The 21,291-nt window shown below is 36.9% G+C and carries 22 protein-coding genes; 5 read left to right on the plus strand and 17 right to left on the minus strand.

Features of this window, described 5'->3' with window-relative positions:
* Window positions 1–114: 114 nt before the first annotated feature.
* The 10 genes from HHL20_RS07440 to HHL20_RS07485 all read right to left on the minus strand — a co-directional run bounded on the left by HHL20_RS07440 (window position 115) and on the right by HHL20_RS07485 (window position 10,599).
* Window positions 115–561: a phosphohydrolase gene (locus tag HHL20_RS07440; RefSeq protein WP_169230520.1), complete on the minus strand. Its 447-nt coding sequence runs from the start codon at window positions 559–561 to the stop codon at window positions 115–117.
* 103 nt (window positions 562–664) lie between these two features.
* On the minus strand, window positions 665–946 hold the full coding sequence (locus HHL20_RS07445; protein ID WP_169230521.1) for a hypothetical protein: 282 nt from the start codon (window positions 944–946) through the stop codon (window positions 665–667).
* Window positions 947–1,105: 159 nt separating this feature from the next.
* Window positions 1,106–2,884, minus strand: a complete 1,779-nt coding sequence (locus HHL20_RS07450) for an acyl-CoA dehydrogenase family protein (protein WP_169230522.1) — start codon at window positions 2,882–2,884, stop codon at window positions 1,106–1,108.
* A gap of 18 nt (window positions 2,885–2,902) precedes the next feature.
* Window positions 2,903–3,460, minus strand: coding sequence for a hypothetical protein (locus HHL20_RS07455; RefSeq protein WP_169230523.1), 558 nt, complete (start codon window positions 3,458–3,460; stop codon window positions 2,903–2,905).
* A gap of 4 nt (window positions 3,461–3,464) precedes the next feature.
* A complete protein-coding gene (locus tag HHL20_RS07460; RefSeq protein ID WP_169230524.1) occupies window positions 3,465–4,643 on the minus strand; it encodes an acetyl-CoA C-acyltransferase in 1,179 nt (392 codons plus the stop codon).
* 132 nt (window positions 4,644–4,775) lie between these two features.
* Window positions 4,776–7,169 (minus strand): 3-hydroxyacyl-CoA dehydrogenase/enoyl-CoA hydratase family protein, encoded by a 2,394-nt coding sequence (locus HHL20_RS07465; RefSeq protein ID WP_169230525.1) that lies wholly within the window; start codon window positions 7,167–7,169, stop codon window positions 4,776–4,778.
* Between the two features lie 111 nt (window positions 7,170–7,280).
* The gene (locus HHL20_RS07470; protein WP_169231145.1) at window positions 7,281–7,730 is read right to left on the minus strand and encodes a MarR family winged helix-turn-helix transcriptional regulator; all 450 of its coding nucleotides are present in this window, start codon (window positions 7,728–7,730) and stop codon (window positions 7,281–7,283) included.
* Window positions 7,731–7,894: 164 nt separating this feature from the next.
* A complete protein-coding gene (locus HHL20_RS07475) occupies window positions 7,895–8,818 on the minus strand; it encodes an ABC transporter ATP-binding protein (RefSeq protein ID WP_169230526.1) in 924 nt (307 codons plus the stop codon).
* Window positions 8,819–9,057: 239 nt separating this feature from the next.
* Entirely contained in the window at window positions 9,058–10,029 is a 972-nt protein-coding gene (locus tag HHL20_RS07480; RefSeq protein ID WP_169230527.1) for an iron ABC transporter permease, read from the minus strand.
* Between the two features lie 15 nt (window positions 10,030–10,044).
* Window positions 10,045–10,599 (minus strand): TlpA family protein disulfide reductase, encoded by a 555-nt coding sequence (locus HHL20_RS07485; RefSeq protein WP_169230528.1) that lies wholly within the window; start codon window positions 10,597–10,599, stop codon window positions 10,045–10,047.
* A gap of 28 nt (window positions 10,600–10,627) precedes the next feature.
* Here HHL20_RS07485 and HHL20_RS07490 point away from each other — a divergent pair, with 28 nt between their 5' ends.
* Entirely contained in the window at window positions 10,628–11,752 is a 1,125-nt protein-coding gene (locus HHL20_RS07490) for an iron-sulfur cluster-binding domain-containing protein (protein ID WP_169230529.1), read from the plus strand.
* Entirely contained in the window at window positions 11,749–12,366 is a 618-nt protein-coding gene (locus HHL20_RS07495) for a SanA/YdcF family protein (protein ID WP_169230530.1), read from the plus strand. Before HHL20_RS07490 ends, HHL20_RS07495 begins: the two co-directional genes overlap by 4 nt.
* Here HHL20_RS07495 and tamL read toward each other — a convergent pair.
* The gene (gene tamL, locus HHL20_RS07500; protein WP_169230531.1) at window positions 12,363–14,960 is read right to left on the minus strand and encodes a translocation and assembly module lipoprotein TamL; all 2,598 of its coding nucleotides are present in this window, start codon (window positions 14,958–14,960) and stop codon (window positions 12,363–12,365) included. The genes HHL20_RS07495 and tamL overlap by 4 nt on opposite strands.
* On the opposite strand from tamL, the gene HHL20_RS07505 reads away from it, so the two are divergent.
* Window positions 14,946–15,680, plus strand: coding sequence for a TrmH family RNA methyltransferase (locus tag HHL20_RS07505; RefSeq protein ID WP_169230532.1), 735 nt, complete (start codon window positions 14,946–14,948; stop codon window positions 15,678–15,680). The two genes, tamL and HHL20_RS07505, sit on opposite strands and share 15 nt — an antisense overlap.
* Window positions 15,681–15,748: 68 nt before the next feature.
* Here HHL20_RS07505 and HHL20_RS07510 read toward each other — a convergent pair whose 3' ends face one another.
* The 5 genes from HHL20_RS07510 to porQ all read right to left on the minus strand — a co-directional run bounded on the left by HHL20_RS07510 (window position 15,749) and on the right by porQ (window position 18,920).
* Window positions 15,749–16,246, minus strand: coding sequence for a phosphoribosyl-ATP pyrophosphatase (locus tag HHL20_RS07510; RefSeq protein ID WP_169230533.1), 498 nt, complete (start codon window positions 16,244–16,246; stop codon window positions 15,749–15,751).
* A 3-nt stretch (window positions 16,247–16,249) separates the two neighbouring features.
* The gene (locus tag HHL20_RS07515; protein WP_169230534.1) at window positions 16,250–16,558 is read right to left on the minus strand and encodes a phage holin family protein; all 309 of its coding nucleotides are present in this window, start codon (window positions 16,556–16,558) and stop codon (window positions 16,250–16,252) included.
* Between the two features lie 81 nt (window positions 16,559–16,639).
* Complete coding sequence (locus HHL20_RS07520) at window positions 16,640–16,987, minus strand: YtxH domain-containing protein (RefSeq protein WP_169230535.1); 348 nt, start codon at window positions 16,985–16,987, stop codon at window positions 16,640–16,642.
* 94 nt (window positions 16,988–17,081) lie between these two features.
* The gene (gene cmk / locus HHL20_RS07525; protein WP_169230536.1) at window positions 17,082–17,756 is read right to left on the minus strand and encodes a (d)CMP kinase; all 675 of its coding nucleotides are present in this window, start codon (window positions 17,754–17,756) and stop codon (window positions 17,082–17,084) included.
* Between the two features lie 171 nt (window positions 17,757–17,927).
* On the minus strand, window positions 17,928–18,920 hold the full coding sequence (gene porQ, locus HHL20_RS07530; RefSeq protein WP_169230537.1) for a type IX secretion system protein PorQ: 993 nt from the start codon (window positions 18,918–18,920) through the stop codon (window positions 17,928–17,930).
* Between the two features lie 280 nt (window positions 18,921–19,200).
* On the opposite strand from porQ, the gene pyrH reads away from it, so the two are divergent.
* Together pyrH and frr are read left to right on the plus strand one after the other, a co-directional pair.
* Window positions 19,201–19,908, plus strand: a complete 708-nt coding sequence (gene pyrH / locus HHL20_RS07535) for a UMP kinase (protein WP_169230538.1) — start codon at window positions 19,201–19,203, stop codon at window positions 19,906–19,908.
* Between the two features lie 104 nt (window positions 19,909–20,012).
* A complete protein-coding gene (gene frr, locus HHL20_RS07540) occupies window positions 20,013–20,567 on the plus strand; it encodes a ribosome recycling factor (protein WP_169230539.1) in 555 nt (184 codons plus the stop codon).
* 53 nt (window positions 20,568–20,620) lie between these two features.
* Here frr and HHL20_RS07545 read toward each other — a convergent pair whose 3' ends face one another.
* Window positions 20,621–21,259, minus strand: coding sequence for a hypothetical protein (locus tag HHL20_RS07545; protein ID WP_169230540.1), 639 nt, complete (start codon window positions 21,257–21,259; stop codon window positions 20,621–20,623).
* Window positions 21,260–21,291: the final 32 nt, after the last annotated feature.

Below are 21,291 nucleotides of genomic sequence, written 5' to 3' on the forward strand. Positions count from 1 at the left end.
TAGCCTTAAATTAATCTTAAGTTTGCAATGAGAGGCAATGATGTTAGTTAAAATGAAATTTAATCATCCACATGTAAAAAGCATAGTCGCTAATCAATCATTAATCATTTTTATCTAATATTTTTCAATCAGGTAGTGATAAGCTTTAAGGTATTTATTAAATCTTTTGATATCTTTTGGGGTCAATTCTCGGTTTACTCTTCTAAGATCCATATTATCTCTTAAATCATTAAGTTTTACAGCAACGGCTAATGGTGAACGCTCGGTTCTTCTTACAAAATCATCATACTCTTCATCCGGGTCAAACTTTGTAAGGCAGCTGATCGCAAAAATGATATATTCCGGAAAGCCTTCACCACGAAGATAATCCAGACTGTATTCCTGTGGATGGTCTTCAACAACATCATGCAGAACGCCCACAATTTTTTCGTCCATGGTTTTTCCGTATTCCATCACGCGCATGACGTGGGCAATGTAGGGCGCATGATATTTATCTGTCTGACCTTTGTGTGCCTTATCGGCTATTTTTATCGCTTTGTTGAGTAGTTCTTCTTTTGTCATCTTCACTAAGTAGAGTACAAAAATAAAAAATGCCACAACATTTGAGACATTTTTTTAATAATAATTTCGTGTAATACGCATGCATGCCTAATTTCAAATATAATTATTTATTATCCGGACCTTTTTGAGGTATTATCGAGTTAAGCATCTTATAATCCGTAGTATCTTTTCTCTTGTCTTTAAGGCTGGAATATACCGATTCATCAGGTTTTGCGGAAGGCATTTTGTATATTTTTCTTTGAGGATCGGCCGGCTTCATTGCTTTATCGCGGAAATAAAACTTCTTTTGTTTCGTCGTATCAGGAGGTATCAGAAGTTTCTTTTCTTTTTGCTGTCCCGAAGCAGACACTGCAAACAATATAACCGGAATTACTAGTATTTTCATCAGTAAAAATCTTTAAGATTAAACTATAGGTAGGTATAGTAAAAACAATTTAAACCTTATTTTTATTACATTGTACGGTTCATTTTGATATTTATTTGCTGCAATAAAAAAAGCGTCTCAACATTGAGACGCCTTGAAATCAAATTTATATATAAAAGACTAATAAGCTCCTTTTTCAATATAATGGGCAGCAATTTTTTCTGTTAATGCCACTACATTCGGATGGTTGGTATATTTTGTAAACCTTCTTAATCCGGACAGCATCATTCTTTGCTCATCACCTTCGGCGAAAGAAACGATTCCTTCTTTTGCTGCAGTAATGATTTTTTCAACGGCTTTGTAAAGATTCAGCTGAGCCATTGCTGCTTCTACAGAATCCAGTGAGAAATGTTTTTCAGCTCTCAACACTGTAGATTCTGCCATATAGATCTGGTTAAGAATTTCAGAGGCATTCAGTAACAAATGCTGCTGTTTTTCAATATCCATCATATATTTCTGAAGAGCGGCTCCTGAAACCATTAAGAATACTTTTTTAAGATTGGCAATGATCGCTTTTTCTTCACTCATAAAAGCAGAGTAGTCAGGAACATCAAACGATGGGATTCCCATCAGTTCTTTGCTGATTGCCATCGCCGGAGACAGTAAGTCTAATTCCCCTTTCATTGCTCTTTTGATCAACATTCCAACGGCAAGAAGTCTGTTGATTTCGTTGGTCCCTTCATAAATTCTTCCGATTCTTGCATCTCTCCATGCAGATTCCATTGGAGTATCTTCTGAGAATCCCATTCCTCCATAAATCTGGATTCCTTCATCCGCTGTATTTTGAGTAAGATCTGAAACAAAAACTTTAAGAATTGATGCTTCTACCGCAAACTCTTCAACACCTTTTAATTCAGCTTGCTGATGATCCATTCCGCCTGCAACTAATTCTGCAATTTTATCTTCAACATTTTTTGCCAAACGGTAAGATCCTGCTTCACTTACAAAAACTCCGGTGGCCATTTCTGCAATTTTCTTTCTGATTGCTCCGAAAGTTGAGATAGAAACACCAAATTGTTTTCTTTCATTTGAATATTGAATAGAGTGGTTTAAGATCCTTCTTTGTCCGTCAAGGTTGGCTGCAGCCAACTTGATTCTGCCGACATTCAATGCATTTAGAGCGATTTTGAAACCGTTATTTCTTTCACCCAGCATATTTTCAACAGGAACTTTCATATCATTGAAAAAAACCTGACGGGTAGAAGACGAACGGATTCCTAATTTATGCTCTTCCTCACCGAAAGTTAAGCTTTCAGGATTTTCAAGTTCAGAACGGTTGATTACGAAACCTGTGATGTTTTTATCATCATCTATTTTGGCAAACAAAGTGAATGTATCTGCAAAGCCTGCATTGGAAATCCACATTTTTTGTCCGTTGATGATGTAATGTTTTCCATCCTCAGATAATTTCGCTCTTGTTTTTCCAGAGTTGGCATCAGAACCGGCATCGGGTTCCGTTAAACAATAAGCTCCGAATTTCGTTCCAGTAGCCAGATCCGGAAGATATTTCTTTTTTAATTCTTCACTTCCGTAAAGAAGGGTTGGAAGTGTTCCGATTCCGGTGTGAGCTCCGTAAGCTGTTGCTAATGAGCCATTTCCTCCCGAAACATAATCGCAAGCCAGCATTGTACTGACGAATCCCATTCCAAGACCGCCGTATTCTTCAGGAACAGTGATTCCCAGCATTCCCATTTCTCCCAGTTTACGCATTGTTTCTTCCGTTAATGCATAATCTTTTTTCTCAAAACGATCATGATGCGGAACTACTTCTCTGTCTATAAATTCTTTCGCAGAATCGCGAAGCATTTTCTGTTCTTCATTCAGTTCTTCAAGACTGAAAATTTCGTTTGCAGGAATTTCTTTAATTAAGAATTCACCACCTTTTACTATATTTCCCATTTAATACTTGATTTTTATTTAATTTCTATTTATTTCTAAGATTTCAAACATATCAGGATGTTTTAACGAATACTTAATTTTAATTTTTTGATTTAATTTATATTTTGAATTTTGATTTTCGAGTTCAAATTCAAACTTTTTTTCTTTAACACTATAGCTTAGATAGGCTACTGGTCTCTTTCCATATCTTTGTGGAATACTGTCAAGCTTTGAAATAAATCCGATTATTTTATTGGTTTCTTTTGAGTTTAAAAATTTATACTTTCTTTGTTTTGCTAATTCAAGCGAAATAGACAGCGTACTAAAAATCAAGATAATTGAGAACACTGTCATAACACCACTTAGAAAAACATATTTTATTTTTTTCCAAGGATACCAGAAGAATTTTCCTGGATTTTCGCCCACAACCTTTTCGTATGTAGATAATGTTAGCCCAACATAGCTGAATAAAATTAATACAAAGAATAACATTGATATCCAATAACTATTATTATAATCATAATTGTATCCAAAAAAATAGATAATTAATACGATTGAAATAATAATGAAAAGAGAAATTTTCTTGCCTGTTGACATTGTATTAAAGCAATTCAAAAATGCTTGCTGCTCCCTGTCCTGTTCCCACGCACATCGAAACCATTCCGTATTTGTTTCCGCGTTTTCTCATTTCATCAAGAAGCTGAACGGTTAACTTCGTTCCGGTACATCCAAGAGGGTGGCCCAAAGCAATTGCCCCTCCGTTTACATTGAGAATATCCGGATTTAAGCCTAATTCTTTTTTAATAGCAACAGACTGCGATGCGAATGCTTCGTTCAATTCTATTAATTCAATATCTTTTAATTCCAAACCAGCTTGTTTCAAAGCCTTCGGAATGGCATAAATTGGTCCCATCCCCATGATTCTTGGCTCTAATCCTGCAGCTGCATAAGCAACCAATCTTGCTTCCGGTTCCAATCCTAATTCTTTTACCATTTCCTCGCTCATCACCATCACAAAGGCTGCTCCGTCACTCATCTGTGATGAGTTTCCGGCGGTTACACTTCCTCCGTTGGCAAAAACCGGTCTTAATTTAGCTAAACCTTGTAAAGAAGTATCAGCTCTCGGACCTTCATCTACTGAAAAATCAAATTTTTTGGACTGAATCTTCTGATTTTCATCCAGAAAATTATATTCAACAGGAATCGGAACAATCTGGCTGGCAAATCTGCCTTCCTGATTGGCTTTTAAGGCTTTCATATGAGATTCAAAAGCGAACTGGTCCTGTTCTTCTCTCGTGATTTTATATTGCTTCGCTACTTCTTCCGCAGTATAACCCATTCCCCAATAATAATCGGGATTTGTTTTGGCGATATCTGTTTCCGGAACAGGTTTATATCCTCCCATCGGAATGTACGACATAGATTCTGTACCTCCGGCAATAATGCAGTCTGCCATTCCGGCCTGAATTTTTGCAGAAGCAATGGCAATCGCCTCACTTCCTGATGCACAGTATCTATTTACGGTAACTCCGGGTACTTTATCGGTGTTTAAACCCATTAAGGAAATCAGACGTGCCACATTTAAGCCTTGTTCAGCTTCGGGCATAGCGTTTCCTACAATCAGGTCATCAATTCTATTTTTATCTAATTGCGGAAGCTCAGCCATTAATTTTTCAATTACGGTTGCCGCCATCACATCAGGTCTTGTAAATCTTAAACTCCCTTTTGGTGCTTTACCAACGGCAGTCCTGAACCCTTTTACGATATATGCTGTTTTCATTTGTTTAAATTATTTCGGATTTACACCGGGTTTCACCCGATGCTATTTTATTTCGCCCTTTCCTGGCTCAAAAACTTTAGCTTTATTAATTTTATTATTATGCTATTAACAGTTCGCTTCTACGAAGCTCTGTTAGTTTCTCAACGGTTTACCATTCTGCAACATATATTGAATTCTCTCTAATGTTTTTCTCTCTCCGCAAAGCTGCAGGAAAGTTTCTCTTTCAAGATTCAATAAATACTGTTCTGTAACCACGGTTGGTTCGGAAAGATTTCCTCCCACCATGACGTAGGCTAACTTGTCTGCGATTTTCTTATCGTGTTCGGAGATGTAATTTCCGGTAAGCATCTGGTCGGTTCCTACATAGAACATTCCAAGCGCATCTTTACCTAAAACTTTTACCCTTTGTTCGATAGGTTGAGTATAACCGTGTTCTGCTAAGCTTTTAGCAAGCATTTTTGCGGTTTTAATCTGCGTTCTTTTATCTACTGCCACGATATCTTTTCCATATTCAAGAATTCCCATATCGTAAGCTTCATAAGCGGAAGTAGCTACTTTTCCCATAGCTATATTCATGAAAGCGTCACGAAGTCTGTTGTTCTTCACGTCATCGTTGTGAAATTCTCTTGATGTTCTTAAGGTCAATTCCTTAGTTCCTCCACCGCCGGGAATAACACCGACTCCGGTTTCAACCAGTCCGATATATGTTTCTGCTGCAGCAACCACTCTGTCGGCATGCATGGTCATCTCACAACCACCACCCAGCGTCATTCCGTGAGGAGCAACAACTACAGGAATAGAGGAGTAGCGAACTCTCATCATTGATTTCTGGAAATAAGCGATTGCCATATTCAGATCATCCCAATCCTGTTCAATAGCCATCATCAGAATCATTGCTAAATTGGCACCTACCGAGAAATTGGTTCCCTGATTTCCGACAACCAATCCGTCATATTCTTTTTCAGCTAAATCAATCGCTCTGTTTAATCCATCCAGAACTTCGCCTCCTAAAGAGTTCATTTTAGAACGGATTTCAAAGTTGATGATTCCGTCGCCCAAATCTTCAATAGCGGACCCGGAATTGCTCCACAGTGTTTTGTTTTTTCTGATATTGTCTAAAATAATAAAAGCATCCTGTCCCGGAATGTTATTGTATTCACCGGAGTTTTTATCAACGTAAATGCTTTGTCCTTCATCATTAACTTTATAAAATGTTTCTAAATTTTTAACCCAGTCTGAAACTTCATAGCCTGCATCTTTAGCCAATTCAACACCTTTTTGAACGCCAACGGCATCCCAGATTTCAAACGGACCGTTTTCCCAACCGAATCCGGCTCTCATGGCATCGTCTATTTTGTAAACTTCATCAGAGATTTCAGGAACTTTATGAGAAACGTAAGCGAATAATGCACCTAAAGATTTTCTGTACAGTTCTCCGGCCTTATCTTTTCCGCCAATCAATACTTTAAATCGGTCAATTGGCTTGTCAATTGTTTTAGTCAATTCCAGTGTCGGGAAAGAAGATTTACCCTGAAGTTCATATTCTAAAGTATCAAGATTTAACCCGTGAATCTCAGATTTTCCTTCTGCATTTTTTACTTTTTTATAAAAGCCCTGTTCTGTTTTAGATCCTAACCACTTATTGTCGACCATTTTCTGGATATAATCCGGCAGAGCGAAAACATCATTAAAATCATTAGCTTCAGCACCGCTTTGGCGAACTCCGTTTGCCACCATAACCAAAGTATCCAGACCTACAACATCTGCTGTTCTGAAAGTAGCGGATTTCGGACGGCCAATTACCGGACCTGTCAATTTATCAACTTCTGAAACGGTTAAACCTAATTTCTGAACGTTGTGAAGAAGATCCATCATTGAGAAAACACCGATTCTGTTGGCAATAAACGCCGGAGTATCCTTTGCTAAAACGGTTGTTTTTCCTAAGTATTTTGCGCCGTAGCTCATATAGAAGTCAATCACTTCCGGAAGCGTATCATTGGTTGGAATAATTTCTAAAAGAGGAAGATATCTTACAGGGTTGAAAAAGTGTGTTCCTGCAAAATATTGTTTGAAATCTTCGCTTCTTCCTTCTGTTAAGAAATGAATAGGAATCCCGGATGTATTGGAAGAGATCAATGTACCCGGTTTTCTGAACTGCTCAATTTTCTCATAAACGGATTTTTTGATGTCAAGTCTTTCAACAACAACTTCAATGATCCAGTCTGTATTTTTTATTTTTTGTAAGTCGTCATCAAAGTTTCCTACTTTAATTCTATCGGCAAATTTCGGAGAATAGAGCAGGGCAGGACTCGCTTTTTTAAGTTTTTCAAAGTTTTCTGAGGCAATCCTGTTTCTTACCGCCTTATCGTCTTTGGTCAAACCTTTTTTCTGTTCCGCTTCAGTAAGTTCAAAGGGAACAATATCCAGCAGCGAAACTTCTACGCCAATGTTGGCGAAGTGTGCCGCAATACCGCTTCCCATAATTCCTGAACCAAGAACTGTAACGTGTTTGATTCTTCTTTTCATTTGATTTATTATTTGTAATTGTTTTAATGTTACCGTTATTCTGAATCCTGAAAGTTTCCGTTTTAAATATCTACAATTGATTCTTCTTTCAGAATATAAAATACTTTAAAGTTATTTTCTGTTGTTTAAATCTGTGGCGATTTTCATGATCTCGGTCATCACTTCTTTGAAAGTTTCAAGCTTTTCCGGAGCAATTTTCTCCATAATTTTTTTATTGAAGTTAACGACGACTTCTTTAGACATGTTTCTCGAATGCAGACCTTTATCAGTAAGCTTTATGATAACTTCCCGTTTATCTGTAGTGGTTTTTTCTTTGTAGATATAGCCATTATCTTCGAGAAGCTTTATAATTCTTGTTAATGAAGTGGGCTCAATAGCCATTTTAGGTCCAAGATTTGTACTTCTTGTTCCTTCTTTAGGATCAATTTTGAGGAGAGTAAGTGCCTGAACAGCCGTAGAATCGTGTTCCTGAGCCATTTCGGTATACATCTTGGAAACAGCAAGCCAGGTTTGTTTCAGAATTAAATCAACGTTCTCTATTTTCTCTTTCTTGTTATCCATCATTTTTATATCAAGGTTTTACCCAAATATAGTAAATATTATGCATGCATAGTATTTATTTACGTTAAAATTTGTTAACAGATTGAAAATAAAAGTCTTAATTGATATGATGAGCATAATATTATGCATGCATAGTATATCAATTTAATAAAGAAAGGCAATTGTTAATAGATGGTTTTCAATAAAACAATAATTTCTTCAAAAGATTTACATTGATGAATATCTGCAAATCCTGAAATCGTCCACTGTTTATTCTTAAATTCAAATGTGAATCTGGAAAGATCTTTTCTGAAATTTTTCTGTAGTAATGAAAACAACATTTCTTTGTACACGTCCGGAGCAATGATGTGTGGCGGAACATATTCCGGATTGATCTCAAAAAGGGTAGCCCTTGTGAGTTCTTCATGCTGTAAGAGAATGTCTTCTACCATACCTGTATATAAATGTTCTTCTTTTACATACCAGATCTTATCAGCAAATTCTTTTGCCAGTCTCCAGTCGTGGGACGAAAAAAGAATTAGCTTATTATGTTCCTTAGCAAGTGTCCGAAGGGTTTTAAGAATGATAATCTTGTTTTTCTCATCCAGATGCGTTGTTGGCTCATCAAGGATAATGATAGGAGCATTTTGTGTAATAGCTCTTCCTATAAAAGCCTTCTGAAGATTGCCATCAGATAGGTTTCTGAGCGGCGTATCTTTATACTGAACCAGATCCAGCGCTTGAATGATGTGCAAAACTTCATCCCGGTCTTCTTTTTTAAGCTCGAAATAAAAAGGATAGTAAATATATTTTCCTAATGAGATCAGGTCTTCAACGGTATAATTTTGCGGAATAACGGAACCTGAAAAAACAATAGCGATCTGCTCCGCAATTTCTTTGGCAGAAAGTTGTCTTATACTTTTATAATTGATGAAAATTTCGCCTTTGAGAAGCGGTACCTGATGTAATATGGATTTAATTAGGGTTGTCTTACCTACACCGTTATTACCAATCAACAGGCAGACCTCACCCAAATTCAAATTGGTATCTGCATTGGAGATTAAGGTTTTATTGTAACCGATGTTTGCTTGCTTGATTTGTAAATGCATTTTGTTTTTATTTCCCGCGGATTTCGAGGATTTTTACAGATTTTAATCTATTACTAAATGACATGTTTAATTTTTTATATTTATTTTGTCATACTGGAAGCATCTCTACAAAGTTAATTTAGATTCCTACGGAATGACAAACCTGGAATAAAATTAAAAAGTATACTCAAAAACCTGCGCTATCTGCAAAATCCGCGAGAGAATTTAAAATTAACAATTTACTTATTCACAATTCACTTTCATATTTTATTCTGCTTCAAAAGCATTCCCAAAATCACAGGAATTCCAAAGACTGAACTTATCACATTCAACGGAATCTGAGTTTTTTCTGCGATTATTGAAAAGATCAACATGATCAGCATTCCTAAAAACATGTTTAAAATCCATTGCTGCCAGAGCTTTGCAGGATTATAGACCAGTCTGCAGAAATGAGGAACAATAATTCCGATAAACAAAACCGGACCTAGAAAAGCCGTTACAGAAGCTGAAAGCAGGGAAGAAGCAACAACTATTAATATTTTAAGTTGATTCAGATTCACTCCCAGACTCTGTGCATACGATGTTCCCAGGGAATTTCCAATCAAAGGTTTTATGGCTTTAAAACAGACCCATAAACCCGCTAGAATTAAGATGGATAAAACATAAATCTGATTTCTCGACACCATATTATTTGCTCCGAAAGACCACAAAACATAGTTTTTCAGGCTCTGATTTTCTGCATATAATTGCAGCAGGGAAACGATCGCTCCTGCAAAGGCTGATATCAGAAATCCAAAAATGATGAGATAAGACTTATCCTGAAACTTTCTGGTTATGCCAAGGAAAACCAGCATCAGCAATAAGCTTCCCCCAATAGCTGCAAAGCTTAAAAAGCTATTCTGAAGAAACTCCGGCAGGAAAATATCATGTGAAAAAAAAATATAAAAAGCAACCGATAAACTGGCCACAGAAGTGATTCCTAAAATGTCGGGTCCGGCAAGAGGATTCTGAAAATATTCCTGCATCAGAAACCCGGAAGTAGGAATGGAAATTCCGGCCAAAAGTATTACTAAAACACGGTTTACACGAATTTCCGCAATCTGGCTGCTTGAGGATTCCGAAAAAAAGTCCTGAAAATGTAAACTTAAAAATCCTGTATTCAGGTTTATAATCATTGCCAAAAGAATGGCAAAAAATAAAACCAAACACAGGATTTTAAATTTATCTGACATAAAAAGTCTGATGTTTTATTTTAAAAGAGAATTAATCTTTTCGGTAAGCTGTTCTTCACTGATCATTCCCAAGGTTTCATCGGTTTTATCACCTCTTCTCATGAAAGTAAAAGGAATTGCACTGCCATCCCATTCTTTAAAATTAGCGGCAAAAAAATCGCCACCCAAAAGCTGGCCATCAAGTAAAACCGTGTTATTGCGGATTCCCTGTTCGTCTACAAACTGAGGAACTTTTGTATTCCAGTCATTTTTACTGTCTACACTTATAAAGGTGATTTTAACGGGCTTTCCGTTAAGTTCCTGAATTTTATTTTTAAAATGAGGAATTTCCTTAACGCAAGGTCCGCACCAGGTAGCAAAAAAATTCGTAACATATAAAGTGTCATTCTTTTTGCTTAAAAACTTGGAAGTCTGCTCAGCAGTGTACATTTTAAGAACAGCAGGAGCTTTGCTAGGCTCCGACACGGATACGGAATCCTGTGCTGCCATTCCGTCTTCCGTTTTAGTGTTTTCTTTTTTACAGCTGAAAACTGAAATCAGGAAAAGCGAGGATAAGATTATCTTTTTCATTATTTTTTATCTATTTTTGAATTGAAGTATGGAACAACAAATCTATAAAGGGAAACTTACCAAGTTTCATTGGCTAAAAATAACGAAAAAGGAAGAACTGACCAAAAATACTTTTTCTCTGGAGTTTGAAATTCCCGGGAATCTGAAAGAGAATTTCATGTTTGAAGCAGGACAGTTTGTAAGTATAAAATTCAATGCTCACGGGCAAGAAGTGATTAAAGATTATTCAATGACTTCTGCTCCGTATGAAGAGAAAATCGCTTTGGGAATAAAGATCAACTCACCGGAAGGAGACACTTCAGAATTATTCAGAAATTATAATGTCGGGGACATTCTGCTGGTAAGTGAACCGGCAGGAAGATTTACACTTATATCCAAACCCAGCGAATTCCGGACAATTATTGGTTTTGCAGCAGGTATAGGAATCACCCCGATTCTCAGCCATTTTAAAAATATTCTGCATAATGAGCCAAGAACAAGACTTTTTCTGTTCTTTGGTAATAAGTCTTCTGACGATTTAATATACCGTGAGCAACTGGACAATCTTGCAAAGAATTGCGGAGACAGGTTACAGATTTTTTATTTCTTTTCTAAGGAAAAAACCTCAAACAGCTTTTTTCACGGAAGACTGGATGACAGGAAACTGGCATTGATTATTAATCAAATCCTTCACTTGGATGATACCGACGAAGAATCTACGATCTGGGATGCTGTAGATGAAGTGCTGATCTGCGGAAAAGGGGATATGATTAAGACACTGGCCAATGCATGCTATCACCATGGGATTCCCAAGAGAAATATTCATTTTGAACTTTTTGAGGAATATAATGACGATATTTATCCTGTTGAAAAAGAATTTCCTGTCATTGAAGATATCAATATTGAATTTACCATGCTTGGGAAAAAATATATTACTGAACTTCCCGATAATAAGGAGAGAATATTACAGCAATTGCTTATTCAGAAATTTGCGGTTCCGTATTCCTGTAAATCAGGGATTTGCGGAAGCTGCGAATGTATTCTTGAAGAAGGTGAAGTAGAATTACTGGAGAATGAATACCTTACGGAAAGAGAGGAAGAAAAGGGACATGTCCTGGCGTGTATGTCTGTTGCAAAAAGCAAGAAAATAAAGCTTAACTTTGATCTGAGTTGAGAATAATAAAAAACATATTTAACCTCATAATAATATCAGCGGAAATGATGATTCTGCTGATATGCCTTGCCAATGCCTGGGTTTTTGCACTCACGGATGGGAGAACTTACAACAAGATCTCCAAAATTCCGCCGAGAGAAGTGGCTCTGGTGCTGGGAACTTCACCAAAAATGCGATCCGGGCAATCCAATCCGTACTTTACCAAACGAATGGATGCGGCAGCCTTGCTTTATCATCACGGAAAAATCAAAAAAATCCTGGTAAGCGGTGAAAAAAGCAAAGGATACGATGAGCCTGCTGCGATGAAAAACTATTTGATCTATCAGGAAGGAGTTCCTGAAGACATAATCATAGAAGATCCGAAAGGTTTCAATACTTACCGAAGTATTTTGCGTTGCAAAGATGTATATAAAAAAGATAATGTCATTATTGTATCACAGGGATTTCATAATCTCCGGGCGCTTCTTTTCGCAAGAAACAATAATATGAATGCCTTGGGATTTGATGCCCGCGACGTTACCAAGCCCGAGAGCTACTACAGAAACCAGTTCCGGGAGATTCTAGCCAGAACGGTTGCTGTTGTGTATTTTGCGTTAGGCATTTCCCCGGATTAGAACGGATATCCGAAGGCAATATTCAGTGTCGGTTTAAACGGCTGGAAATACTTCAGCCTCCATCGGTCGCCTTCCGGTTTGTTGGGATCATACATTTTGTAGGCAAGATCGAGTCTTAATGTGATATAAGCAATATTCACCCTTAATCCAAAACCGCTTCCTATACCAACTTGTTTCAGGAATTTATTAAACTTAAATTCATCTGACGCCACTTCATTAGAATTTTTCAACGACCAGATGTTACCGATATCCGTAAAAAGCGCTCCTTCATAAGTGTCATTAAAAGGCACCCTGAATTCAACGTTGGTTGTAAGCTTCATATTTTCGGTCATGTAGGTACGCACACGCTCGTCAATTTGAGAGTCTCCGGGACCCAATCCTCCAAAAGGAACCCACGCCCTGATATCGTTTGCCCCACCATTAAAATACGAACGTATTACCGGCATACTGGAAGAGTTTCCGTACGGGATACCAATTCCTACAAACTGTCGGAGTACAAGAGTATTGTTGTTAAATTTAAAGTACTTTCTTACATCAAAATCAAATTTAACGAACTGTGCGTAAGGAACCCCGAAAATAGTTCTTTCCGGGCTGGTAACAATTCCGCCCTCATTTCTTTTCTGATTAAAAATACTGAAGATATTACCGGCAAGCTCTACTTTACCATTAAAATAAAAAGAGTTCGGATAATCTTTTTTACCAATTTCATTATAAACGAAATTATAAATGAAGGAAGAGATTAAAACATCCTGAGTCTGTCTGTCTTTATTGATTAATGTTCCTACAAAAGCGATAAACCTGTCGGCGCCTTGCTGATTAAGCGATGCGGTATATTCCGTATCTAATGTAATACGTCTTGAAACTTCATCTATGGTAAGCTGACCCGCACTGAACTGCTGCGCTACAGAAGGTTTAAAAGCAAAATAATCGTCAAATATTTCACTTCTGATCGCTTCATCGTTCACAAAATAATCATAATAGGCATCCTTATTTTTTGTTAAACTTAACTGTGTATTGAATAAAGTAAGCCTGTGAGATACCTTGTCGTTTACGGTTGCGAGATAATTTAAGCCTGTATTAAAGTTTACCCTTCCGAGACCGATATTATTCTGAACCGAAGCTCCCAATACGATGGATGAAGTAGGGCTGTATCTTTTTGGCAGTAATTTATAATAATCGAAAGGCAGCAATAACCTCGGGAAATTCAGGGAAGCCTGCGCGGAAATTTCATAAGCCAGAACCCTGCTGCTGATATCTTTCGTACTTCTTATCGAACCAAAGGTTCCTGCAAGACTTGTAGAAAGGTTTTCAGCTCCTCCAAATACATTTCTTGTTGTAAGATCCACCGAAGGGGACACCCCAAGATTCAGCAACTGGGAGTAATTAACATCCGTACCCAGCTTCAGCTCATATTTCGGAAGCGGTTTGAGCACATACATCACATCAACAATACTGTCGTTGGGAGCAACGCCGCCGCCATGCCTTAAAGAATCTCTCGACTTAAGGATGCTGAAATTATTCATTGCCAAAAGATTCCTTCTTGTAAGATCAAATTTTTTCTGATCATACACCTGCTTATTTCCAACCGTAATGGCGCGCCATATTGCTCTTGAGTCATACTGATTGTCAATCTTATGAAAACGTATTCCTCTTAAGCTGTCTTTTTTTGTATTTTTAGGATAATCTCCCACTTCATCGACGATGGCAATATCAATATTTCCAATTGTCGATACTTTGTAAGGTCTATCGAGTGAGTCTTTATGAATTTCGAGCGTTAAAGGAACCTGTTTTCTGCTTTTGATCGAATCGGCTACAAAATAAATTTCATCCCCGAGATTATTAAATTTATAATAGCCATAATCTTTCATCAGTTCGTTGATTCTTGTCACTTCTTTTTCAAGAACGGTCTGATCCAATATCTGTCCCTGTCTGATAAGACTTTCTCTTATTTTCTGCTGATAGATATTTTTTACCTTGGGATCTGTAATATTGTAATAATATTCTTTGATATAAGTAGGGTCTTTATGGGTAATAAAATATGTTACTGCCGCTTTTTTGGCTGCAGAATCCAGATCATGCTTAAATTTTACTTCGGCATCCCAATATCCACGGTATGTAAGTCTTTTCTTTATTGATTCTGCACTTTTTTCGGTTTTGGTCTGGTCAAGAATTACCGGTGCCGATCCCCAGCTATGATATAACCTGTCGAAAAAAAGACTTTTACCCACACTGCTTTTCATATTGTATTTAATGAAAAGAGAATCTCTCAGCTTTTGGTTCCGCAATTCATTCGGATATGTCATATACTCATTCAGAAGTGTATCGTACTTCGGATTTGCGGCATTATACAGCCATAAACTGAGCGGCATGAAAAGAAACTGCCGTTTATTGGGTTTTTGCTGAACATAACCCTTCAGTTCGCCGTCGAAAGGAGCTTTTTGATCTTCAAACTGGAAATTATTCTGCACCAGAAGATAATCTCCTTCCGGAACCTTTTTAGTAGTACTACAAGCATAAAGGAGACCTACAAATGTTGCAAATGATATAATTTTATAATACTTTTGAGGAGAATTCTTATAATGCTTACAGCTCATACAATAAAAGTTTTACAATCTTTGGATAAAAAGAAGTTCAGACAAAAATACAATTTGTTTTTGGTTGAAGGTAATAAAACGATCACTGAACTTTTCAAATCTAACTTTAAAATTAAAGAAATATTTTCTACCGATCCGCAAAAATTGGACCGAGGAGATGTTCCGCTGACTCATATTTCTGATAATGAGCTGAAAAAAATAAGTTTCCTACAACATCCCAAAGATTCTGTAGCGATCTGCTACCTTAATGAAGAGAAAAAACAGGATGACGGAAATCTTCAGCTTGTTCTTGATGGCATCCAGGATCCCGGCAATATGGGAACAATTATTCGGTTGGCAGACTGGTTCGGGATCGAACAGATTATCTGCAGCAAGGATACGGTTGATTTTTATAATCCGAAAGTGATTATGGCCAGTATGGGATCTTTCACAAGGGTGAATATTGTGTATACTGACTTGGCAGAATATCTTTCCCAGACAGAGAATGTAAACATCGGAACCGATATGGAAGGGGAGAACATCTATTCGTTCAGGAAACCTGAAAAGATGAATCTGATTCTCGGAAATGAAGGAAATGGAATGCGTCCTGAAACCGAAAGACTTTTAGAAAAAAGTGTAATGATCCCCAGATTTGGGCAATCACAGTCTACCGAGAGCCTGAATGTCTCTATGGCAGCCGGAATTATTTTAGGACAGCTTTTCAGTGAAAGAGGTCAATAGGGTTTGAGAGTGGGAGAGTTGATGAGTTAGACATAATTCAAAACACTCAAACGCCCCCACACTCAGACTCAAATAAGTTGTTCCATACTGGAAACGCTTTGATTTTTCTGATAATTCTCCAGTCTTTTTCTGATGAATCTCAAGGCAATCGGAGCAAGATATATTAATGCAACTCCGGCTATCTTTCTTTTCCAGTTTGAGCTCTTTAGGCTTTTTCTGGCATAGTTTCCTACAAGAGCAGTAACGCCCAGTTTAATCAGAGTATCTACAGCATCGCCTTTGAATGCAGAGCCCGCAATACCCATTGCCGTATTTTTATTGATAAGTGCTCCTTTTATTTCGGAAGTGATCTGTTTGGCGATGACGTCTTTTTTCAGTACTACTTTTTCGTCACCGTCTTCATCTACTTTTTCTTCCAGGTACTGATCTGTCAAACCATTGGTGAATGCACTTAAACTTTCTTTTGTATTCTTGAATGTAAGAAGATCTTCCAGTCCTTCGATTTCCTGTTTCAACAGTTCTTTCTTTCTTCTTAATTCTTCTAAGCTCTCATACTTTCTGCCCATAGTTTAATGATTTAAAAATTTAATAACCTGATCTGCCACATAATTTACGATTTTCTTTTTACATACCATGAGAATCATCATAATCAGGAAGTAAAATGCCGCCACGATTAGAAATCCGTAAGAGGTGCCTCCTACTGCTTTTCCGATGAGGAAAGCGATCCCAAAGTTGAACAGGATAATGAAAAAACCAAAGGCTACCAACATTAAAACAAGATAGGTAATAACTCCGGCTGAAAGCGAAGATTTTTCAGTGGCTTCAATTTTCAGCAGGTCAATTCTTTTCGATGCGTATTCTTTAATAGTTTCAATCATTGTTTTTATTTAAAGTTACAAAAAAAGGAACTTTTGTTTATAAAGTTCCTTCTCATAATTTACCTAAAAAAATAAATTATTTTATTGTTTTAGATCATTCAGTTCAGATTCTACATTTTTTACTACATCTGCAGTTTTTGAAACAATCTGATCTTTGTATTTATCGTATCCGTCTTTCACTGTGTGAGCTACGCTACTTGCTGTTTCTTTGAAAGTAGAAGAAATATTGCTGTACTTGTCTTTTACTTTTTCAGAAACTTCTCCGTATTTGTTTTTAGCCTGATCTTTAATGTCATTGGCTTTCTCTTTAATTTTCTTTCTGGTTTCTTTACCTTCTTCCGGAGCATAAAGCATTCCTAAAATTACACCCGCTGCAGCACCTGCAAGAAGCCCTGCCAAAATACCCGCTGTATTGTTTTTCTTAGACATTTTTCGTTTTTTTAATAGTTAATAATACTAGTTTTACTTGCTTAATATTTGTACAATTAATATACCAAAGGGGGCAAACATGTATTAAAAAGTGTTAAATGTTTTTGATGTATGAAAGTATGCTGTCTATGGTTTGTCTTTTGGAAAGGCTGGTATTATCAATAACGATAGCATCCTCTGCCTGTTTTAGCGGTGCTATTTCCCGCTCACTGTCAATCTTATCGCGTATAATAAGGTTCTTTTTCACCTGTTCTTCATCCGCTTCGATTCCAAGGGTTAAGAGTTCCTGATAACGTCTTTTTGTTCTTTCATCAATACTTGCTGTCAGGAAAAATTTATAGTCCGCATTTGGCAGAACTACTGTCCCTATGTCACGTCCATCCATAATAATACCGCCTTTTTCTGCCAATGAGCGTTGTGATTGCAGGAGGAAATCTCTTACTTCTTTCTGTTTTGCGACAAAACTTACATTTTCTGACACTTCATTGGTACGGATTGCCTTTGAAATATCAATATGATTCAGAAAAAGAACCAGCTCGCTGTTATCATTTTTAAATTCGAGCTCAATCTCATCAAAAGAAGAAAACAGCTTTTCGAGATCTATTAATCCGTCTTCATTAAGGCAGTTCTGCAGAGCAAACCAGGTAACTCCTCTGTAGAGCGCACCAGTATCAAGATGAATGATACCAAGTTTTTGGGCAATAATTTTAGATATTGAACTTTTTCCGGTAGACGAGTACCCATCGATAGCGATAACAGGTTTTTTCATGACACAAATTTCCAGATTTTTTATTAAAAACCAAGTAAATTATAGCGGATTTTATCGATGATTTTGTAACTAGTGATGTGTATTGTTCCAGAACCTGCTTTCCATCAAACTTTTAAATAAAAATCCCTGAAAGAAATTTCAGGGACAGCTTATATTAATTTATTTACTTAATTATTCTCCGGCATGACTGACGAGATCTATAGAAACACCAATCTGATTGACATTAGTGGAATTGTGATATCTAACGTGCGCATAATCGATCCTGAATCTTGACAATTTAATCCCGAAACCTGCGGAAAGCCCCGAAAAGTTTCTCTGATCTGCTACTGCAAGCTCATTTCCACGTTTTACGTTATATCCAAGTCTGATATTAAATCCTTTTTCCGGAAACAATTCTGCTCCGAGAGAGAAATGATCGGCAATTTTTCTTCCTACATTAACTTCCTGGCCGTTTACATTGTATGGCGAAGAAATATTAAATTCCTGAAGATCGTGTGCAGTAATGGTAATCGCAAGTGGAATGGCTTTAAAAATCCTGGTATATCCCAAATCTACACGAAAAGGAAGATTTTCCCTTGTCCCGTTGAACGACTTAAACTGATAGCCAAAATTCCTGAATATTAAAGAAGCCGTTTCCTTATTTTTTTTATTGTGATACGTAATTCCTGCGTTTCCTGAGATGGCAGAAGAAGTATAGTTGTCAATTTTAGAAGTGATAAAATTCAATCCGCCACCGATGGTCCAGTCTTCTTCAAACTGATAGGCATATCCGGCACCGATAGCAACGTCGGAAGCTTTGAATGTTCCGTTTTCGAAACCGCTTTCATCTGTTCTAGGAATATCTCCGTAGCTCATATACCGTGCATTGATGGTAGCCATATGGCCGTTATCAAAATCTTTAGCATAGGCTATTGTTCCGTATTTTGAATCAGCAAGATAAGCAGCAGCGTTCACAGAAAGCTGGTTATCAGAATCTCTATTGAGCAAAGACGGGTTTGCAATGGCAAAGGAAACATCATGATCTCTTACGGAAATTGCATCGCCGCCGAGTGCAGCCTGCCTCGCGGAAACCGGAATGTTCAAAAACGGGTAAACGTTTGTTCCTGTTTGTGCATAAGAAACAATTCCTGAGAGAAATAATGAAAAAATAACAATTTTCTTCAATTCAGTTTATTAGTAATGCAAAAATAATCCTTTTTCGTACTTTTCAAAATATTTCTCACATTATTTACCGGTAAATTTTATGTTTTTTGAAAATCATAGTTTTAATATTAAATCTTCAAGGTTTTTTAAAACTTTAAAGGTTTGGAGAATATTCCTGAAAAGGCCATTTAAACAAGATTTAAAAATTTAACATAGAATCAAAAATCAATATTATTAATGATTATATTTGCAAAGTCAAATTTCTGACGAATCAACAGATAAAATTTATTTAAAAATAAAGATGAAATATAAAAGAATCCTTCTAAAACTTAGTGGTGAAGCCTTAATGGGAGAAAGACAATACGGTATTGATAATGAAAGGCTGCAGGAGTACGCTGCTGAGATCAAAAAAGTAGTGGACAAAGGCTGTGAAGTTGCCATTGTAATTGGAGGAGGAAATATTTTCCGTGGTGTGGCAGGAGCTGCCAAGGGAATGGACCGAGTGCAGGGGGATTATATGGGAATGCTTGCAACGGTAATCAACGGAATGGCGCTGCAGGGTGCCCTTGAAGATGCCGGCATCAAAACCAGACTGCAATCTGCCATAGAAATGGACAAAGTAGCGGAACCATTCATCAAAAGAAGAGCGGTAAGACATCTTGAGAAGGGCAGAGTAGTGATCTTCGGAGCAGGAACAGGAAACCCTTATTTCACAACGGATACTGCGGCAACTTTAAGAGCAATCGAAATCGGAGCCGATGTTATTTTAAAGGGCACAAGAGTAGACGGAATCTATGACAGTGATCCTGAAAAAAATGTAAACGCCGTAAAATATAATTCATTATCTTTCGACGAAGTTTACGCCAAAAACCTTAAAGTAATGGATATGACTGCTTTTACTTTAAGCCACGAAAACAAATTGCCGATCATTGTTTTTGATATGAACAAAGACGGAAATCTTGAAAAAATTGTAGACGGAGAAAATGTTGGTACTTTAGTTGATTTGTAATAATTAAAGGTAAGGTTTAGAGTTAAAAACTTATTGTCTACTTACTTATTACTCATTGCTAATCATTTATATTAATGTGTAACTTATCAAATTTTTATTATATAATGGAAGAATTAGATCTTATAGTAGAGTCTGTACAGCATGATATGGAAGCAGCTGTAAAGCACCTGGATCATGCATTTCAAAGAATCAGGGCGGGACGTGCGTCTACTAATATGGTTCAGGATGTTATGGTAGAATATTACGGAGCACTGACTCCCATCAACCAGGTTGCGAATGTTTCTATTCCGGATGCAATGACGATTTCTATTCAACCTTGGGATGCTAAGGCAATTAATGATATTGAAAAAGCAATTATTAATTCAAATCTTGGTTTTGCTCCATCCAACAATGGAATCAATATCATTCTTAATGTTCCGCCGTTAACGGAAGAAAGAAGAAGGGAGCTTGCAAAACAAGCCAAATCTGAAACCGAAGATACGAAAGTTGTAGTAAGAAATGCCAGACAAAACGGTCTGAAAGAGCTTAAAAAACTGGATGGTGTATCTGAAGATCTCATAAAAGGGATTGAAGCCGAGATCCAGGTTCTTACCGATAAGTATGTAAAAATTTGTGATGAGCATCTTAAAACAAAAGAAGCTGAAATTATGAAAGTATAAATTTTAAGTTTTTTAAAATAATAAAGCGGCCTTATATACGGCCGCTTTTGTTTTTACAGGCAATCAATGTCTCCCTTTTTGTCTTTATTTTTAAGTATGAGCTGATACTTTTTCATAAGCTCGGTGATATCACATTTCGTTTCTTTATTGGCTATGGTTTCAGGGTTTTTATTATTTCCTTTTGAACGTATGGCATATTTCTTTTCGAAACATTGTACAGGTTTGTTATTGATAATATAAATTCTTTTTTCTGTGATATCATCAATCGTTTCCGGTCTGTCAGGAGTTCCTCCGTCATCGAAGTTCCAGACCGTTTCATCATTAAAAATAAAAAACACCTGATCATTCTTTACGAAATATTTTGTTGAGGATGAAAAGTGACTGTGTTCTGCGTAAAAATCCTTAACAGCTGCGAGCTTATTATCCTTATAAAAAAGAGTGACTTCACCTTCTCTCTCATCACAATTATAATTGAATGTTGTAGAGTCCAGTTTTTTTGATGTCAGCATGTTGTTAAGGTAGGTATACTCCTTTTTTACATCCTCAATCGTATGGATGGAGTCGTTTTTGGATATTGCGCTATCTTTTGCGGTTAATTGATCTCTGGACGGAGTATTCTGCGATTCTTTTGCTGTTTCTTTTTTACAGGAAATGAACATAAGAAGACTGAGGCTTAACATTGTAATTTTCATAATTTATCGTGATTGGATATCGCGGTAATACA

It is taken from the genome of Chryseobacterium cheonjiense (genome assembly GCF_012927265.1).
Taxonomy (GTDB): Bacteria; Bacteroidota; Bacteroidia; order Flavobacteriales; family Weeksellaceae; genus Chryseobacterium; species Chryseobacterium cheonjiense.

Coding starts and splice junctions, on each gene's coding strand:
- HHL20_RS07545 (WP_169230540.1), bottom strand. CDS start 21,259: ATGAAAATTACAATGTTAAGCCTCAGTCTTCTTATGTTCATTTCCTGT.
- HHL20_RS07450 (WP_169230522.1), bottom strand. CDS start 2,884: ATGGGAAATATAGTAAAAGGTGGTGAATTCTTAATTAAAGAAATTCCT.
- HHL20_RS07490 (WP_169230529.1), top strand. CDS start 10,628: ATGGAACAACAAATCTATAAAGGGAAACTTACCAAGTTTCATTGGCTA.
- cmk (WP_169230536.1), bottom strand. CDS start 17,756: ATGAAAAAACCTGTTATCGCTATCGATGGGTACTCGTCTACCGGAAAA.
- HHL20_RS07480 (WP_169230527.1), bottom strand. CDS start 10,029: ATGTCAGATAAATTTAAAATCCTGTGTTTGGTTTTATTTTTTGCCATT.
- HHL20_RS07455 (WP_169230523.1), bottom strand. CDS start 3,460: ATGTCAACAGGCAAGAAAATTTCTCTTTTCATTATTATTTCAATCGTA.
- HHL20_RS07460 (WP_169230524.1), bottom strand. CDS start 4,643: ATGAAAACAGCATATATCGTAAAAGGGTTCAGGACTGCCGTTGGTAAA.
- HHL20_RS07445 (WP_169230521.1), bottom strand. CDS start 946: ATGAAAATACTAGTAATTCCGGTTATATTGTTTGCAGTGTCTGCTTCG.
- HHL20_RS07515 (WP_169230534.1), bottom strand. CDS start 16,558: ATGATTGAAACTATTAAAGAATACGCATCGAAAAGAATTGACCTGCTG.
- HHL20_RS07465 (WP_169230525.1), bottom strand. CDS start 7,169: ATGAAAAGAAGAATCAAACACGTTACAGTTCTTGGTTCAGGAATTATG.
- frr (WP_169230539.1), top strand. CDS start 20,013: ATGGAAGAATTAGATCTTATAGTAGAGTCTGTACAGCATGATATGGAA.
- HHL20_RS07470 (WP_169231145.1), bottom strand. CDS start 7,730: ATGGATAACAAGAAAGAGAAAATAGAGAACGTTGATTTAATTCTGAAA.
- pyrH (WP_169230538.1), top strand. CDS start 19,201: ATGAAATATAAAAGAATCCTTCTAAAACTTAGTGGTGAAGCCTTAATG.
- HHL20_RS07505 (WP_169230532.1), top strand. CDS start 14,946: ATGCTTACAGCTCATACAATAAAAGTTTTACAATCTTTGGATAAAAAG.
- HHL20_RS07475 (WP_169230526.1), bottom strand. CDS start 8,818: ATGCATTTACAAATCAAGCAAGCAAACATCGGTTACAATAAAACCTTA.
- tamL (WP_169230531.1), bottom strand. CDS start 14,960: ATGAGCTGTAAGCATTATAAGAATTCTCCTCAAAAGTATTATAAAATT.
- HHL20_RS07440 (WP_169230520.1), bottom strand. CDS start 561: ATGACAAAAGAAGAACTACTCAACAAAGCGATAAAAATAGCCGATAAG.
- HHL20_RS07485 (WP_169230528.1), bottom strand. CDS start 10,599: ATGAAAAAGATAATCTTATCCTCGCTTTTCCTGATTTCAGTTTTCAGC.
- HHL20_RS07520 (WP_169230535.1), bottom strand. CDS start 16,987: ATGTCTAAGAAAAACAATACAGCGGGTATTTTGGCAGGGCTTCTTGCA.
- HHL20_RS07510 (WP_169230533.1), bottom strand. CDS start 16,246: ATGGGCAGAAAGTATGAGAGCTTAGAAGAATTAAGAAGAAAGAAAGAA.